13 protein-coding genes are annotated in these 15620 nt (G+C 43.3%); 8 read left to right on the top strand and 5 right to left on the bottom strand.

Features of this window, described 5'->3' with window-relative positions; genetic code table 11:
- Window positions 1-193: 193 nt before the first annotated feature.
- Both M0C34_RS05295 and M0C34_RS05300 read left to right on the top strand, forming a co-directional pair.
- Window positions 194-5611, top strand: coding sequence for a response regulator (locus M0C34_RS05295; RefSeq protein ID WP_248714614.1), 5418 nt, complete (start codon window positions 194-196; stop codon window positions 5609-5611).
- 83 nt (window positions 5612-5694) lie between these two features.
- On the top strand, window positions 5695-6108 hold the full coding sequence (locus M0C34_RS05300) for a hypothetical protein (protein WP_248714615.1): 414 nt from the start codon (window positions 5695-5697) through the stop codon (window positions 6106-6108).
- Between the two features lie 7 nt (window positions 6109-6115).
- On the opposite strand, the gene M0C34_RS05305 is transcribed toward M0C34_RS05300, so the two are convergent.
- Entirely contained in the window at window positions 6116-7015 is a 900-nt protein-coding gene (locus tag M0C34_RS05305; RefSeq protein WP_248714616.1) for an HAD-IIA family hydrolase, read from the bottom strand.
- A 236-nt stretch (window positions 7016-7251) separates the two neighbouring features.
- Between M0C34_RS05305 and M0C34_RS21185 the strand changes: the two genes are divergently transcribed.
- The 4 genes from M0C34_RS21185 to M0C34_RS05320 all read left to right on the top strand — a co-directional run bounded on the left by M0C34_RS21185 (window position 7252) and on the right by M0C34_RS05320 (window position 9607).
- Window positions 7252-7377 carry a hypothetical protein gene (locus M0C34_RS21185; protein WP_256469331.1) on the top strand — a complete coding sequence of 42 codons (126 nt, stop codon included), beginning with the start codon at window positions 7252-7254 and terminating at the stop codon, window positions 7375-7377.
- Between the two features lie 120 nt (window positions 7378-7497).
- Window positions 7498-8361 (top strand): DMT family transporter, encoded by an 864-nt coding sequence (locus tag M0C34_RS05310; RefSeq protein ID WP_248714617.1) that lies wholly within the window; start codon window positions 7498-7500, stop codon window positions 8359-8361.
- A 141-nt stretch (window positions 8362-8502) separates the two neighbouring features.
- Window positions 8503-8979 carry a VF530 family protein gene (locus M0C34_RS05315; RefSeq protein WP_248714618.1) on the top strand — a complete coding sequence of 159 codons (477 nt, stop codon included), beginning with the start codon at window positions 8503-8505 and terminating at the stop codon, window positions 8977-8979.
- A gap of 121 nt (window positions 8980-9100) precedes the next feature.
- Entirely contained in the window at window positions 9101-9607 is a 507-nt protein-coding gene (locus M0C34_RS05320; RefSeq protein ID WP_248714619.1) for an RNA methyltransferase, read from the top strand.
- 47 nt (window positions 9608-9654) lie between these two features.
- On the opposite strand, the gene trhO is transcribed toward M0C34_RS05320, so the two are convergent.
- Entirely contained in the window at window positions 9655-10641 is a 987-nt protein-coding gene (gene trhO, locus M0C34_RS05325) for an oxygen-dependent tRNA uridine(34) hydroxylase TrhO (protein WP_248714620.1), read from the bottom strand.
- 254 nt (window positions 10642-10895) lie between these two features.
- Here trhO and M0C34_RS05330 point away from each other — a divergent pair, with 254 nt between their 5' ends.
- Both M0C34_RS05330 and M0C34_RS05335 read left to right on the top strand, forming a co-directional pair.
- Window positions 10896-11837: a chemotaxis protein CheV gene (locus M0C34_RS05330; protein ID WP_248714621.1), complete on the top strand. Its 942-nt coding sequence runs from the start codon at window positions 10896-10898 to the stop codon at window positions 11835-11837.
- A 175-nt stretch (window positions 11838-12012) separates the two neighbouring features.
- Window positions 12013-13590 (top strand): methyl-accepting chemotaxis protein, encoded by a 1578-nt coding sequence (locus tag M0C34_RS05335; protein ID WP_305883153.1) that lies wholly within the window; start codon window positions 12013-12015, stop codon window positions 13588-13590.
- Between the two features lie 60 nt (window positions 13591-13650).
- Here M0C34_RS05335 and M0C34_RS05340 read toward each other — a convergent pair whose 3' ends face one another.
- Genes M0C34_RS05340 through M0C34_RS05350 form a run of 3 tightly spaced genes read right to left on the bottom strand, consistent with a single transcriptional unit; the run spans window position 13651 to window position 15594 of the window.
- Window positions 13651-14328 (bottom strand): ChrR family anti-sigma-E factor, encoded by a 678-nt coding sequence (locus tag M0C34_RS05340; RefSeq protein WP_248714622.1) that lies wholly within the window; start codon window positions 14326-14328, stop codon window positions 13651-13653.
- Window positions 14321-14947, bottom strand: a complete 627-nt coding sequence (locus M0C34_RS05345; RefSeq protein WP_248714623.1) for a sigma-70 family RNA polymerase sigma factor — start codon at window positions 14945-14947, stop codon at window positions 14321-14323. The genes M0C34_RS05340 and M0C34_RS05345 overlap by 8 nt, the downstream gene beginning before the upstream one ends.
- A 32-nt stretch (window positions 14948-14979) precedes the next feature.
- A complete protein-coding gene (locus tag M0C34_RS05350) occupies window positions 14980-15594 on the bottom strand; it encodes a hypothetical protein (RefSeq protein WP_248714624.1) in 615 nt (204 codons plus the stop codon).
- Window positions 15595-15620: the final 26 nt, after the last annotated feature.

Here is a 15620-nt window from a genome sequence, read left to right on the forward strand (position 1 = left end):
CATCAACGCCTTAATATCCTCCTTAAAACGCAGAACTTCATTAAATTTTGTGACCAAGTTGACTGGCAGCGCATAGTTTAGCTTGTAACAAACCCGCTTTGATTCAATGGTCTATTATCATTAGTAGACATAAACCTAAGATAAGCTCGTGGTCAGCTTGTTGTCGTTAACGACATAATATTCGGTGAATGATTTGACTATATGGAAACGATTTTTAGCGCTAGGGAGTGTGTTTTTTGCCCTAACGTTACTGGCAAACTGCACCCTCGCATCGGGCCTAAATTTAAGTGTTGAAGAGCAGCAATGGATCGCAAATCAAGGGGAAGTATTAGTTGCCCCTGATGCAAACTTTTTCCCCTATGCGTTTATCAACGACGCAGGCGAGTTCGAGGGGATCTCGCGAGACTATCTCAATGAAATTGAAAGGCTAAGTGGCTTACGATTTAAATACCAAGTGGGCTTACCATGGTCAGACATGCTGGAGGGTTTAAAGCAAGGGCGTTTTGACGTAATCCCGATGATGTTTAATGATCAGGAAAAAGAAAGTTTTACCTATTTTTCAACTCCTTATCTGTTACATACCGAGTACCTTTTTACCCTAAAAGATAGTCCTACATTAGTCTCTATTGATAGCGCTAGTGGGAAAACCTTAGCGGTGATAAAAGGTTACGAGCAAACTAATTGGTTAAAGCTGCATTACCCCAATATTCAGCTTAAATACTATGAAGAGCCCGCCCATTGTTTACGGGCGGTGGCCAACGGCGAAGTGTATGGCACCATTGGTGAGCTGAGCTCTACCTTATATATAAAAAATAAGCTGCGCTTAAATAATATTAAAAAGAACACTGTAATTAGCGAGCGGAAAAACATCGCTATTTCAATGGGGGTAGCAAAGCAGTCACCATTATTACTGTCGGTAATTAATAAAGCGATTGAACATATAGATATAGAAACCCGTAATCGCATCTCAGGCCATTGGCTTACCAATAGTTCTTCTCAAAAAATCATGAATGGCGCTTTTGGTTATGGCCGTGCGCCTTACATGTACGATCAGAGTTCTGAAGTAGGGCTAGAATATGAAATAGTTCGCCAAGTGTTATCGTCGATTGGTTACCGAATTGAAACGGTAGAACAGTTGCCCACATTTCGCGGTCAAACTATTTTGAATGAAGATCAGAGTTTAGACTTCTCTGCAGGCGTACTAGAGCAACAAGATGGTTTGTTTTATTCAGACGATATCGTTGAATTTAGCAATGTTGCCGTCACACGTAAAATGGATAATTTGGATATCACTTCGCCCAGTCAACTTAGCAACTACACGGTGACCAGTTTTGGTGGCGCTAAGCAATTATATGCCTCTGAATTTGGTGCCAGCTTGCTAAAATCTTCTAGTTTTCGAGAGCAGTTGGTTCAAGAATTGTCGTTGGCCGAATTTTTCTCAGGCGATGCAGAGGTATTAATCGCTGATGAAGAGTTAGTCAAGTGGACCATTCGTAATTCAGGCATGACCAATAGCCTGGTTGATGATTATAGGTTTCATCGTATATTTGCTAACCCTAATGTGGGTTATAAGGTGTCTTTTCGAGATGAGCAAATTCGAGATTTATTTAACCAAGCTTTAATAACCTTAAAACAGAGTGATGACTACGAGCAGTTGGTGCAACTGTATTTGCAATCCAATTTTATTCATCAAATTAAACGTGCCAATTTAATTGCTGATTTAGTAGCGCCTTATATTTTTCATAACAATATTAAAAAGCTGAGAAGTATTCTTAGGGTATTTTTCAAAAGCTCTAACATCAAAGCTATTTCGGTGAGTTCAGATTCTCCAAGAAAGGTTATTTTGCAGTTACAAGAGATCGATGGCGAGTTACAAACGGTAGACGCAATCCAAGTTTCTCAACTGAGCCGTTTATCTAAAGAAAGCTTTTTCTTGCATAACGATAGTACTGATAAAGTAGGCCGTATTACTTTTTACGCGGAAGCAAATACACCAGAAAAAATCATCTCAGCTAATGTGCCTGATTTACGGCAATTCAGTGACCTAAACGGTCCTGAGTTAGCAGAAATGCGACTCACTTATGAACGTCATGAACTATCGGGACAATTGCTTAATTTAAGTGAGGCTGAACAGCAATGGATCAGAGACAACCCAGTGGTTAAAATTGCGGTAGACCCAGCGGCACTGCCTTATGAGGCCTTAGACAGCGATGGTGAATATATCGGCATTATTGCTGACAACTTACAATTGATTAGTGCCAGTACCGGCATTGTATTTGAACCGGTGGCGGTGGACTCTTGGGAGCAATCATTAAAGCTTATTCATCACCGCAAAGTAATGCTGGCATCTGCGGCTTTTGGCAATAGTCATCTTGAATTGGATTACCTGACCACACTCCCTATTATCAAAAGCGAAGTGAGTTACGCAGGCCTTACACAACGAGGGTTTATTAACTCGTTAAACGATTTGAGAGGAAAGACTGTAGGTATCATTAAAGGTGCCTCTCAAACCGCCTCGTTAGTAGAACAAAGCCCTGACATCAATTGGGTTTATCCTAAGTCAACGGAGCAAGGTATAGAGCAGGTTGCAAGTGGTGATATCGACGGTATGGTTGATACTGTTTTAGTACTCAATTATATGATTCAAACCCGCGGCTATAGCAATTTGGCGGTCACTGGCGACTTTGATAAAAGCGTAGCCTCTACGTTATACGCGCTTAAAAGCCAGCCTTTACTCCAATCGATAGTGAGTAAAGCAATCGCCGCTATTACCCAGCAACAAAAGAACAGTATCACCTCTAAATGGGTACCTAACAAAGTCATAGAAAAAATCGATTACACCTTAGTGTGGCAGGTCGTTATTGCTGCCGTGATACTGGTATTACTGGCGCTATTTTGGAACCGAAAATTAGCCGGATTAATCAAAGCGCGCGAGCAGGCTGAGCAACGCTTACAAGAGAGAGAGCAATTGTTGTTTGATATGCTCAACTCAGCCCCGATCGGGGTGGCGATTGTCGCCGATAACCATACTTTGTTTTCAAATAAAACGGCTAGAGATATGTTTGGTGTAGCGGCTGAAGATCTCGACCAGTTCTCGATTAGTGATATCTATAGGAACTTAGAGCAGCGAGAAGTCTGCTACGATAAATTGCGTCGGGGGGAAGCGGTAGTCAATCAAGAAATAGATTTCAAACGCACCGACGGTAGCCACTTTACCGGTTTCGCTAATTACCTGAATACCGAATTTAAAGAACAACCGGCAGTGTTATTTTGGTGTTATGACATTTCTGAAATGAAAGACTTGAATGTTCAATTAAGCCACGCTATCGAAGAAGCCGATAATGCGAACCAAGCTAAGTCTGATTTTTTAGCGAATATGAGCCATGAGATCCGCACCCCAATGAATGCCATTATTGGTATGACTCATTTAGCATTAACCGCAGAATTGGATCGCAAGACCCGCAGTTATCTTAATAAGGTGTCGCATGCTGCTGCCTCCTTATTAGGGATCATTAACGATATTCTAGATTTCTCTAAGATTGAAGCGGGTAAATTAACCATGGAATGTTTAGATATCAGCATCAACGATATCTTACAAAACCAGCTAAATTTAATTGAGCTTAAAGCCCAAGATAAAGGAGTAGAGGTTCTCACCCTAATAGAGCCAACCGTTCCCAATAATTTAATGGGCGACCCCTTGCGCTTAGGCCAAATATTTACCAATTTGGCGAGTAATGCGATTAAATTTACTGAGCAAGGAGAAATCGTTTTTTCAGTGACGGTCATTGAGCAAAATGAACAGCAAGTTAAGTTGCAGTTTTCGGTCAAAGACTCTGGTATTGGCATTTCTCCAGAGCAGCAACTAAAGCTGTTTCAATCTTTTACACAAGCTGATGCTTCTACTACCCGTCAATACGGTGGTACCGGTTTAGGCTTAACCATTTGTAAAAGCTTAGTAGAATTAATGAACGGTGAAATTTGGTTAGAAAGTACGCTGGGAAAAGGCACTGATTTTATATTTACCGCATGGTTTACCTTAAACCCTGAGCGACCTCGCTTACGCAGTTCAGTAAATGCTAATAGCCTCAACGATATGAGCATTTTGGTGGTGGATGACAATGAAAGTGCTGCAGATATTATGGCGTCCATTGTTTCTTCATTTGGCCCTACTGTTAAAACTGCTCACTCTGGTACTGAAGCTATCGCTTTAGTCTCTTCCGAGCCTGAATTATTTGATATAGCAATAGTAGATTGGAGCATGCCTGATATGGATGGTATTGCCACCTGTGAAGCCTTGCGCCAAGAAGCAGGTAGTCATCCCATAAACTTCATTATGGTGTCGGCCTATGATCATGCTCGGTTTAAAGCGCGTAGCGAAGAAGCTGGCGTGAGTTCATATCTGGCTAAGCCGATTACCGCCTCTGCGGTATTTAACGAGCTAGTTCGTATCAGTGGCCGGGATATTGCCTTATATACGCCACTCTCCACGATTAGCGATAAGTTATCTCAAGCTAAAGAAAAGCTTGATGGCGCCCATGTTTTATTAGTTGAAGATAATGAATTAAACCAAGATTTAGCACTGGAGCTACTTACTAGTATAGGAGTGAGCTGTGAGTTAGCCGAGAACGGTCAGATAGCGGTCGATATGCTTCAACATCACCAGTACGACGGGGTGTTAATGGATATACAGATGCCGGTATTGGATGGCTACTCTGCCACTCAGCAAATAAGACGCTTTAATAACGACATCGTGATTATCGCAATGACAGCAAATGCGATGAGTGGAGATCGCGAGAAGGTCATTAGCGCAGGTATGAACGATTATATTAGCAAACCCATTGATGTAGACCTGATGATCACCACATTGGCAAAGTGGGTTAGTGCGTCGGGACTCAAACATAAGCATAGGCTTTCAGTGCCTGCGGATGATGTAACACTTGGTGAGCTGAAGAATTTAGATACTGTATTTATCGATCAACAAGCGGGTTTAGCGACCTGTAATGGAAACGCCAGCCTTTATAAAAAAATGCTCTCAAAGTTTGCTGTTAACCAGCAGGTTTTTATTAGCCAGTTTGAACAAGCCGCTGGAGAGTTTGATTGGGAATTGGCTACGCGCTTAGCGCACACCTTGAAAGGTAATGCTGGCAATATTGGTGCTATTACCCTTCAGGCTTGTGCAGGAACACTAGAGGCTATCGCAGAATCAATTGCACCCGGACAGCCAGGCGAGCGGTTTGACAATAGCAATGAGCGGATCCAAACAGTAGTGGGTGAACTGGCTATCCATCTCGCGGATGTATTGAACGAGATAGACGCGTTGTTGCCTCAGTCAAAAGACAATCCCCCATCTATGAATAAATCTCAGCAAGGCGCGGAAAGTGACAGCCAAATAGCATCCAACCTGCTAGCACTCACTGAGGCAGTGGCGGGTTTGGCTATTCAGTTAGAAGAATATGATGCTGATGCGGTAGACCTTATCGAACGGCTTGCCGAATTGACATATCCCGAAGCCATTCAGCAGCAACTGGTAAAAATGAATAAGGCGGCTGCAGAATATGATTTTGAAACCGCTGCCGAGCAGTTAAACGAATTACAGAACTTATTAAGCTAAGCTGAATCATAGCTTGGGCTTTACCCTGCCAAGGCTCTCTGTTCAGTTGATTTAGTTAGACTTAACATTTTAGGAGCAAGTAAATGAATCCATGTAAAGGCTATGGCTTACTGTTTGTTGTTACTGGTTTGCTTGGTATTAGTTCAGTGCAGGCATTTCCTAAAGCCTCAATCAGCAATAATCAACAACTGTTTGCTCAATCCATTATTTATCATTCCTTAACCGGGTTTTGCCGCGTTGATCCGGCCAATCAATCATTGAGTGACGATTTTCAACAATGGCGAGTTAGTCATCAGCAAGAGATTAAACAAGGGCGTGAAGAGGTAAGCAAAATGGCCACTGAACAGCAAAAAACTATGGATTCTGTGGTCGCCAATCTGATTCATGTTGCAGAGCAGGAATGGGGGCAAATGCAAGCCCCTCAGCGCCAACAAAAGTGTCAAGACTTACACGCTTTTCTCACCGATAAACCGATAAAAAAAATGGCTGCTCACTGAGTGTTTTCTAGATGGATTTTAGTTGGTAATGCGGTGTTATTTGGCTGCGCCGTATATGTTCGTCCACATCTAAGTCTCTTAAAAAACCGTGTTGAGTCACCAGCACGGTTTTAAAGCCCATCGCATTCCCCCCCAAGATATCGGTATGTAGGGTATCCCCAATCATCGCAATACGTTGTGGGTTAATGTCTCCTAGCCCTTGTTTGATTCTGCTTAAGGCTTCTTCAAAAATAGGCGCGTAAGGTTTGCCAAAGCAACGAACGTTAGGGTAAAGCTCATCGGGAAGGGTTAGGGTATAGCTGCCAGGCTCTTGCGAAACCCCACTTTCTAATGGAGCGATTAAATCTGAGTTACCCACCCAAACGGTGCGCGGCTGGCGGTGAAGTTCCTCAATAAAACGTTGCTGAAGCTGCTCGTTCCAAGCCTGCCCGCTTAAAAATAAAAACTCTTCGGCCTGCCAAAATGCGTCGTCTTCTGGATATAAACAAGGTCGTTGAATAGATAAATGAAATTCAGGTAGGGTGATTACGCCTAAACGAGAATGACTTTGTAAATCCATGTATTGCAGCAGAACTTCTCGGCTGTTGACTATTTCTGCATCGCTAAAGTCAAACCCGAGTCGAACAAACTTATTGAATAACTGCTGCTTGTTTTGGGTAGCTGCGTTAGTGACTACCAGCACCATTTTTCCCGCTTCACGTAGTTTGGTAATTTGTTCTTTGGCACCCTTAATTGCGGTGCCGCCAACATTTAACACACCGTAGGCATCAAACAAAAACACATCAATCTGCTCTATAATATCGGTGATGCTATTGATGGTTTGGCAGTTGGCCACCGCTACATTTTGGGGCATGCGTTCAGGGATACTTAAGTAGGCGTTAAATGCCTCTGACGGGCTGTAAAACATGGTGTAAAACCTCAGCAAAAAATAGAGCGCTACTGTGGCAGATTTTTGTGAAAATTTGAATAGTTAACCAAGCCTTACTGGATCTTAGCAGCGTTAAGGTGCGTGAGTAACTAAATAAGCGTCGTCCTACCGAGAACTTTGAGTGCAGCGAATAAATTACCGTCGACTGCAAACACCTTTAGACGGCCATTTAGCACTAATTAGTACGCTATATTGTCGATGAATAGTTAAATTAAATGGAATTAAATCAATGGAAAATGCAAGCCAAAAGTGTGGCCAATGCCAGCCATTTACCCGAACTCCAGATAACGCAAAATATTTGTGCGGTGCCTGGAAATAACCCACTAGCGCTGAACGAATAGCGTGCGACTTTTGTTCCTAAAAACCGCTACGCAACACAAACGCGTTATTTTGCTATTCTCTGCTTGGTTTCCGCCTCACAATCATTACACTCAAGCCTTTGATTTCTATCTAGAGTAATTATGCCTTATTTATTATCAGTGACCCTGTTATGGGCCTTTTCGTTTAGCTTAATTGGGGTTTACCTTGCAGGCCAGGTTGATGCGTGGTTTTCGGTATTAATGCGAGTGGCATTAGCTACTTTGGTGTTTTTACCTTTTTTAAAACCTACACAAGTAAATCGTTCTCTAGCGCTCAAACTAATGTTGATAGGTGCGATTCAATTAGGCTGTATGTACGGTTTTTATTATCAGTCATTTTTGTATTTGTCGGTACCTGAGGTATTACTGTTCACCGTAATGACGCCGATTTATGTCACCTTGGTAAACGATGCTTTTGAGCGTCGTTTCAATTCGCAGTTCTTGGTGAGTGCTTTGATCGCAACTTTAGGTGCTGTTGCGATTCGTTATCAAGGTATTGACCAAGGTTTTATTACTGGCTTCTTATTGGTACAGGGGGCAAATCTGTGTTTTGCCTCCGGCCAAGTGGCTTATAAACGTCTAATGGCAAATTCGCCTCAGCGGCTCACTCAACAAACGGTATTTGCTTGGTTTTTCATTGGTGCTTTAGTGGTTGCTCTAGTCGCTTATGCTCTGTTAGGAAACAGCGCTAAATTACCGAGTACCGTCACCCAATGGGGGGTGCTTATTTATCTGGGTACCATTGCTTCTGGTCTCGGATATTTTGCATGGAATAAAGGCGCTACTTTAGTCAATATTGGTGCTTTGGCTGTTGCCAATAACCTGCTTATACCGGCCGGTATTGCAGTCAACTTGCTCATATGGAACCACGATGCCGATGTGTTGCGGCTGAGTATTGGCGCCGCCATTATATTAGCCGCCTTGGCGCTTAATCAGCGCTGGGCTAAGGCTCGAGGATTAATCTAGTGGTTCGCTATTAACCGTTAGTATTAGTCCCTTGATGGTAGATGCTTAGGCGTGTGGTTTAGTAGGGTAAATATTTAGTTCAGAGTGCTGTTATAATGCGTTTATGCATGCACTCTCACTTGTTTGGCTTTAGGAACTCTTATGAAAGAATTACAACAAAACAACCCCTTGCATGGCGTTAAACTTGAAGTCTTACTTGACGAGATTGTTGCGCACTATGGCTGGGAAACGCTGGCCTTTGCGATGAATATGAATTGTTTTAAAAACAATCCTAATACGCAGTCTTGTCTTAAGTTCTTACGCAAAACCCAATGGGCGAGAGAAAAGGTGGAGGCCTTTTATTTATACCGTTTTAAACATCTCCCTCGTCCAGATGATAAGCAGTATGCTCTGCCGCCTAGAGACCGTATTGTACCGGCTGACCAAAAACCGCGAGCACCAGTTGTGATTGATATAACGGCAAAGCCACAACTACAGAATAAACCGAAGCCTAGATCTAGAACCCAAGCTAAAACCAACTACCGCGCTAAGGTTGCAGCGAAACCTCGCCATCAAGAGAATGATTCAGCCACTGAAGAGGGCAAACCTTTTGACCCATGGGCTGCTTCTCCAAAGTAGTTCTTCTCGATGAGTTGGGGGGCAGAGACACTTGATTTCAGGTATGATTCGCTCACTTTACAGTATTGGTTTAGGGCGCTAATTAGCTGTGCCCTCATTATCACAAGATTCGGTTTTAAATATGCAACAAGTATCGGTTCAAATTGGTCTGGTTAATCCTAAAAGCCCCAGTAACGTGGGGTCGGTCATGCGTGCAGCTGGGTGCTTTAGCGCTGAGGCTGTATTTTACACTGGTCAGCGCTATGCGCGCGCCGCTCGATTTAATACCGATACCAAGAATCAGAGTTTGAATATTCCGTTAAGCGGCGTCGAAGATTTAACCGAACAGGCCGCCGCTGGGGTGAAAATTGTTTGCATCGAGTTAGCCGAAGGCGCAACTCCACTGCCCAATTTTAAGCATCCCCAACAGGCGCTATATATTTTTGGCCCAGAAGATGGCTCGATTAGCCAAGCGCTGGTGGATAAAGCTGACGAAGTGGTTTATATCCCCACTAAAGGCTGCTTAAACCTAGCCGCTACGGTTAATGTTGTGTTGTACGACCGTTTAGCTAAATCAGAGCAAGTGCTGGGTGGTGATGATTTAATCCGCACTAGTCGTGACGTCAATAATCGTCTAAAGGCTAAATGAAGTATAGGCTTGCTGGTAGGTACTAAGTACTTACCAGCATCGAGATCTTACTTTGCTGATTTTCCGCGCTGTGCTTGACGTAGCTGTTGTTTTTGCTGGCGGCGCTGTTCGCTGTGTTTGGCCGCCTCCATACCTACATGTTGCTCACCACGTTGCTTGGCTAATTGCACTTGTTTTTCACGTTCTCTAAAACGTGTTTTTTGTTCGCTAGTGAGCGCGTCACAACAATGCGGGCAGCTTACACCTTTTTCAAATTTAGGGCTTTGAAGGTCACTAGGCGATATTGGCATACGACAGCCACTACATAGCTGGTATTGCCCCTGCTGTAATTGATGATCTACGGTAACCCGTTCATCGAAGACGAAACAATCACCTTCCCATAAAGATTCTTGCTCTGGTACCTCTTCAAGGTACTTAAGAATCCCACCTTCTAAGTGGTAAACCTCAGCAAAACCTTGCTCTTTTAAGTAGGCGGTTGATTTTTCGCAGCGGATCCCACCAGTACAAAACATCGCGACTTTTTTGTGTTTTTGTGGGTCTAACTCCTCAGCAACATAAGCCGGAAACTCTCTGAAGGTCTCTGTCTTGGGGTTTACGGCATGTTTAAAGCTGCCTAGCTGCACTTCGTAATCGTTGCGGGTATCTACCACTAATACTTCTGGATCAGCAATTAACTGGTTCCAGTCGCTGGGTTTTACATAGGAGCCAACCACATGGTTTGGGTCTATCCCTTCAATCCCCATGGTAACAATTTCTTTTTTGAGTTTTACCCGAGAGCGATTAAACGGTTGCTGCTCGCTAAAGGAACGCTTATTTACAATGTTAGTTAAACGCGGATCGGCTTCTAGCCATTGCAACACCGCTTCTATAGAACTGGCTGGCCCGGCAATAGTGCCGTTAATCCCTTCTTCGGCTAGCAACAAGGTGCCTCGAACTTGCTGTTGTTTCATTAGCTCCAGCAAGGGAGCTTGTAGTTTTTGGACATTATCTAAACGAACGAACTTATACAGGGCACAAATAGTGATTTGGCTCATACCGATTTCCTTTGCCGACCGGGGCGTAATCCCGAAGCACATTTTTAAAAAAGCCTATTGTAATGAAATTGCTACCAAATGCAGCTCTTATGTAGCGAGGGGGGGTGTTTATGTTGCACTAATTTAACCAAGGAGGAGGCTAAATCTGTGTGCTAGTCCGCTAAATCGATGTTCTATAAACACTAGTGTTTTTGCTGCAATGCGTGTGGCGGCTATACTGTAGGAATTAACTAACATGGAATAGGTTGAGTAGTATGTCTGGTGTTTTAGCCTCTGTGGACCAAAGAACCCAGCTGGTGGGCGAAAACCGCTTAGAATTGTTGATATTTAAACTCAACTCAATGCAGCTGTTTGCGATTAACGTGTTTAAAGTGAAAGAGGTGGTTAAACTACCGCGAATGAATAAGCTACCTGGCTCCCACGCTCATGTTTCGGGCGTGGTGAACATTCGTGGGAAGTCTATTCCAGTGATTGATCTGCGAGCATCGATACGAATGCCACCGTCGTCAGTTGCGGGTGATTGTAATCTGATAATTACCGAGTATAACCGTACTGTACAAGGCTTCATGGTGGGCGAAGTTATGCACATTGTTAATACCTCTTGGAAGGATATTTTGCCGCCGCCTTCTACGGTTGGACGGGGTAACTATTTAACCGCTATCACGCGTATCGAACACGAAAATGCCAACCGTATAGTAGAGATAATTGACGTAGAAAAAGTTCTCGCAGAGATTGTTAGTTATAACGTAGCCATTTCTGAAGAAGTGTTAGATAACGAGGTGGCTAACCAACTAAACGGTAAGCGGGTATTGGTGGTTGATGATTCATCAACTGCCAGAGGGCAGGTAAAGGCAACCTTGAGCCAATTGGGTATGGTAATTATTGAAGCTGAAAATGGCTTACAGGCCCTTAATATGCTGAAGGGGTGGGCCGATAGTGGCAAATCGGTATATGACGAAATCCTATTGATGATTACTGATGCCGAAATGCCTGAAATGGATGGTTACCGCTTAACTGCTGAAGTTAGGGGGGATGCCCGAATGGGAGAGTTGTTTATTGCTCTCAATACCTCACTAAGTGGCAGCTTTAATGAAGCGATGGTTGAAAAAGTAGGCTGTAATCGCTTTATCTCTAAATTCCAACCTGACCTTCTGGTGGATGTCGTACAGCAACGAATGCGCGAATCTCTCGAATAAGGCATTTATTCGCGAAGGGGCGGCTTTATCGATAGCAATTTTAACTGGGCAGTTCTCAAAATGACAAACTAAATAACCACCAAGACTAGACTTTAGTCTCGGTGGTTATTTTTTATCCGGCGAATAAGTTACTGTAGACAATAGATTTATTGAATTTCATTGAAGGTAGAATCAGATGGTCGGATATAGTGGATGGCGGGTATTTGTTGCAAGCTTCGTTGCTATCATTGTTGTATTGAATACCGCACAATGGTTGAGTACCACAAGTATTATATTGCCTGTTCAGCTGATGATTGCGCTTGTACTTAGTGGTACGGTGACGCTGTTTACTCTGCGGCAAAATCAGCAATCTAGATTGATGACAGAACAACATCAACCTAGTGGTTCTATCGACAAATCTGCTACCAGCATCAGCCGTTCAGCAAGTAAAATAGCGATCGGTGCTGCAGAGGTTTCTTTTTTTGTTGATGGTTTAAATAAGGCTGTCGACAAAAATGGCGAGCATGCCAGCAGTATTGCGGTGGCAGCAGAGCAATTAAGTCATACTAGCGAAGGACTGTCAGAGCAAGCAGATCAAATACTCAGTGGTGCCAAGCGAGCTGCTCTAGATAGCCGTCATGGCCAGCAACATGTTGTCACCGGTATGGAGGCGATTAATGATTTAAGTGCTGATGTACATCATGCGGCTGAAGAAGTGCAGCTACTGAAGGGGAAAACGGACCAAATTCAAACTATCACTGATGTGATTAATTCAGTGGCTGAGCAAACCAACTTGTTGGCATTAAATGCGGCTATTGAAGCCGCCAGAGCGGGTGAGCAAGGCAGAGGGTTTGCGGTAGTGGCCGATGAAGTAAGACATTTAGCAAGCAAAACCGCACAGGCTACGAGTGATATTGCCAAAATGTTGTTGGAAATTCGTAGCGATACCGATCGCACCTCAAATTTAATGGGACAAGTGGTAACCAAAACAGCGACTGTTTCATCAAGTATAGAGCAGTTAGAACAAAGCTTTACCCAAATATCGAGCGGATCACAATTAGCCGTTGATGCGTTAGAAAATATAGACAGGTCTTTACACGAGAACAACCAAAGCACTAGTGATATCTCTCAGGCTATTGGACAAATAAGCCAATCCTTAAAAACAACTAGCGACCAGAGTGAAATAATATCTAGTCAAGCATTTAGTTTATCGACTACCACAGAAGCCATATTTAAAGCCTTAGATGGTTATAAAGTGGATACCTTTGATCAACACGTTCTTGAAGAGGCAAAAGCCGCGGCATTAGCTTGTGGGCATTGCTTAGAAAAGGGCTTAGCGAAAGGTGCGTTTACTGAACAGCAGATCTTTAGCCCTAGCTATAAAGTCATTCCTAACACTAACCCTGCCAAATTTTCGACAGCATTTGATACTTATACAGACCAACATTTTCCCGCGGTTCAAGAGCCAATTTTACAGCGACATACCGCGATTATTTATGCTGGGGCCGTTGATAAAAAAGGTTATTTTCCGACTCATAATCGGTGTTTTTCTAAAGCTTTAACCGGTCGCTATGACATTGATGTCGCTAATAGCCGAACGAAACGTATGTTTAATGACCCTACGGGTATTCGTTGTGCTACTAATAACGATGGTATGTTGCTGCAAACTTACAAGCGGGATACCGGTGAAATTATGCATGATTTATCGTTTCCCATTTTGGTTAATGGTAAGCATTGGGGCGGATTTAGAATTGGCTTTAAAGCTGAAAGCTGAATGTGAGTAAAGATAAAAACCAGCCATTAGGCTGGTTTTTATCTTTAGCACGGATTATTTTTACTTAAAAAACAGTTGGCTAAATGGGTTTAGCAGTGAAGCTAAACCTGAGGTGAAATGCAAGGGTGCATCCAGCAAGGTTAAGCACAAACAGTCTTGGTTCGCGGCTGTTCTGGGAGTGTGTTTGTTCTCAGCGTTTTGAATAATGAAGTCACCAGGTACATAAGTTCCTGCGTCATCAATAAAAGTACCCGCCAACACCAAGGTAATTTCTTGTCCCTGATGGGTATGTTCAGGCAAGGCGCTATCTTTATCCATATAGATAAAATTCATCTTGCTATCACTGACTGCATCAACGCGCGCACGTTGAATTTTACCTGGCAATCTTCCCCAAGGGCCAATGTGTTGAGGGTGGGCCTGTAAAGCACGCGGCAGAGGGAAGCGTTTATTACCCAAGTTAATCTCTTGTTGTAATTGAGGTTTGGCAGGCTCAATCACCGTATCGGGACTTTGTTGCATAATCATTTGCAGCATTGAGTCCAACTCACTGTTCATAGCATCAGCTTTAGCTTCTTCAAGCTGAGTCGCTAATTTTTGCTCAACAGCGTGAACGGCTTGACGACACGTTGAGCAAAACTCTAAATGGGTACTGACCATGATGCTCATTGCTGGGTCTAACTGACCGGCAGCATATAGGTTAAGACTTTGCTCAACCGGATGAAATTGAATGCTAGTCATCCAAAACCTCCTTCATTTTTTTCAGCGCTAATCTAAGGCGACTTTTCACAGTGCCCAGCGGTAAATTTAAAATTTCAGACACTTGTTGCTGGGATTCGCCATGCAAATATACGCGCCTAACAATGTCGGCTTGCTCTTCAGGCAAGCGAGTGATTAGCTGTTTAAGCTCTTCACTCACTAGCTCTTGGTCTTCAGAAGCAATTTTGTCTGCGTCTTCTTCTTCACTAAGAATCGGCCATAGGTCATCACCTTGAATCCAGTTTTGTTGGTGCTTGCCTTTTCGCATCAAGTCAAACTTTACGTTTCTCGACACTGAAAAAATCCAAGTCATGGCATTACCTTTACTGGCGTCATAGAGGCTTGCCTTCAACCAAAGCTTGAGCATAGTCTCTTGCACCATTTCCAAAGCAAGAGATTCGTTTACAAATTGCTTACGGGCTAAATTGAGTAAGCGAGGGGCAACTTGTCGGAATAACAGGTCATAACTTTTTCTGCATTGCTCGCTAGCTATGTTGGACAGCAGCAAGGCAATTTCATCGTCTTTATTGGACGTAGATACATGACTAGTCATGGGGCTTTTTATACCGCCGATTGTCGATTGAGATCTGTGTATTTCCATAATGCCTAAATCGTTGTCGGATTGATAACTGATTAACGGGGTAGTTGATTAAAACGATCACTTTGTCTCAAAATAAACCCTAAATAACGAATACATAACGAAGCAGAAGGCGACTTAAGCAAACGCTGTTTGGTGTTGATAGGTAAAGGCAGAAGTTCTAACCAACGCCAACAAAGGCTTTTAACTTGGTTGTTTTCAAGCTCTTGATTGAGATTAGTAACCTGCAATTCTGGGTAAGTGACGTTAATTTTCTGCAGCGTTTGCTGTAGTTCCTGCACATTTTTGTGCTGAAGCATCATCGGCCATAGCTCACAGGGGGTGGCTTCAATGGTTTGAGTCATCCATGTGGAGCAAAAAGTAGGCGCTTTAGAGGTAACCACTCCCCAGCTCAAAACGGTAAAGTCTACTGTTATACGCGCTTGGCTCAACCAGTCGATATGCTTGATTTGAGCAAAACTAATAATGTCCTGTGGTTTTACCGCACATCTACCCTTACTGTCTTGAAAGGCTAACCACATACCGCCGGCTTTTTCTGCCGCGCGCAGGCTGGCTATGAACGCCATACCTTCGCCGCTTATTTGAGCGTTGCGTTCCGGCATAAAATGTTCTCTGCGAATAATCAGTGGGTACAGCTGTGGTTGACGCAAGCAATCTTCCTAAAAAAGCGGGGTTT

Source organism: Agarivorans sp. TSD2052 (assembly GCF_023238625.1).
In the GTDB taxonomy this organism is placed as follows: Bacteria; Pseudomonadota; Gammaproteobacteria; order Enterobacterales; family Celerinatantimonadaceae; genus Agarivorans.

Excerpts from the sequence above, each read along its gene's own strand:
- M0C34_RS05300 (WP_248714615.1), top strand. The coding sequence starts at position 5,695 with ATGAATCCATGTAAAGGCTATGGCTTACTGTTTGTTGTTACTGGTTTG.
- M0C34_RS05345 (WP_248714623.1), bottom strand. The coding sequence starts at position 14,947 with ATGGAAATACACAGATCTCAATCGACAATCGGCGGTATAAAAAGCCCC.
- M0C34_RS05320 (WP_248714619.1), top strand. The coding sequence starts at position 9,101 with ATGCAACAAGTATCGGTTCAAATTGGTCTGGTTAATCCTAAAAGCCCC.
- M0C34_RS05310 (WP_248714617.1), top strand. The coding sequence starts at position 7,498 with ATGCCTTATTTATTATCAGTGACCCTGTTATGGGCCTTTTCGTTTAGC.
- M0C34_RS21185 (WP_256469331.1), top strand. The coding sequence starts at position 7,252 with ATGGAATTAAATCAATGGAAAATGCAAGCCAAAAGTGTGGCCAATGCC.
- trhO (WP_248714620.1), bottom strand. The coding sequence starts at position 10,641 with ATGAGCCAAATCACTATTTGTGCCCTGTATAAGTTCGTTCGTTTAGAT.
- M0C34_RS05340 (WP_248714622.1), bottom strand. The coding sequence starts at position 14,328 with ATGACTAGCATTCAATTTCATCCGGTTGAGCAAAGTCTTAACCTATAT.
- M0C34_RS05315 (WP_248714618.1), top strand. The coding sequence starts at position 8,503 with ATGAAAGAATTACAACAAAACAACCCCTTGCATGGCGTTAAACTTGAA.
- M0C34_RS05330 (WP_248714621.1), top strand. The coding sequence starts at position 10,896 with ATGTCTGGTGTTTTAGCCTCTGTGGACCAAAGAACCCAGCTGGTGGGC.
- M0C34_RS05305 (WP_248714616.1), bottom strand. The coding sequence starts at position 7,015 with ATGTTTTACAGCCCGTCAGAGGCATTTAACGCCTACTTAAGTATCCCT.
- M0C34_RS05335 (WP_305883153.1), top strand. The coding sequence starts at position 12,013 with ATGGTCGGATATAGTGGATGGCGGGTATTTGTTGCAAGCTTCGTTGCT.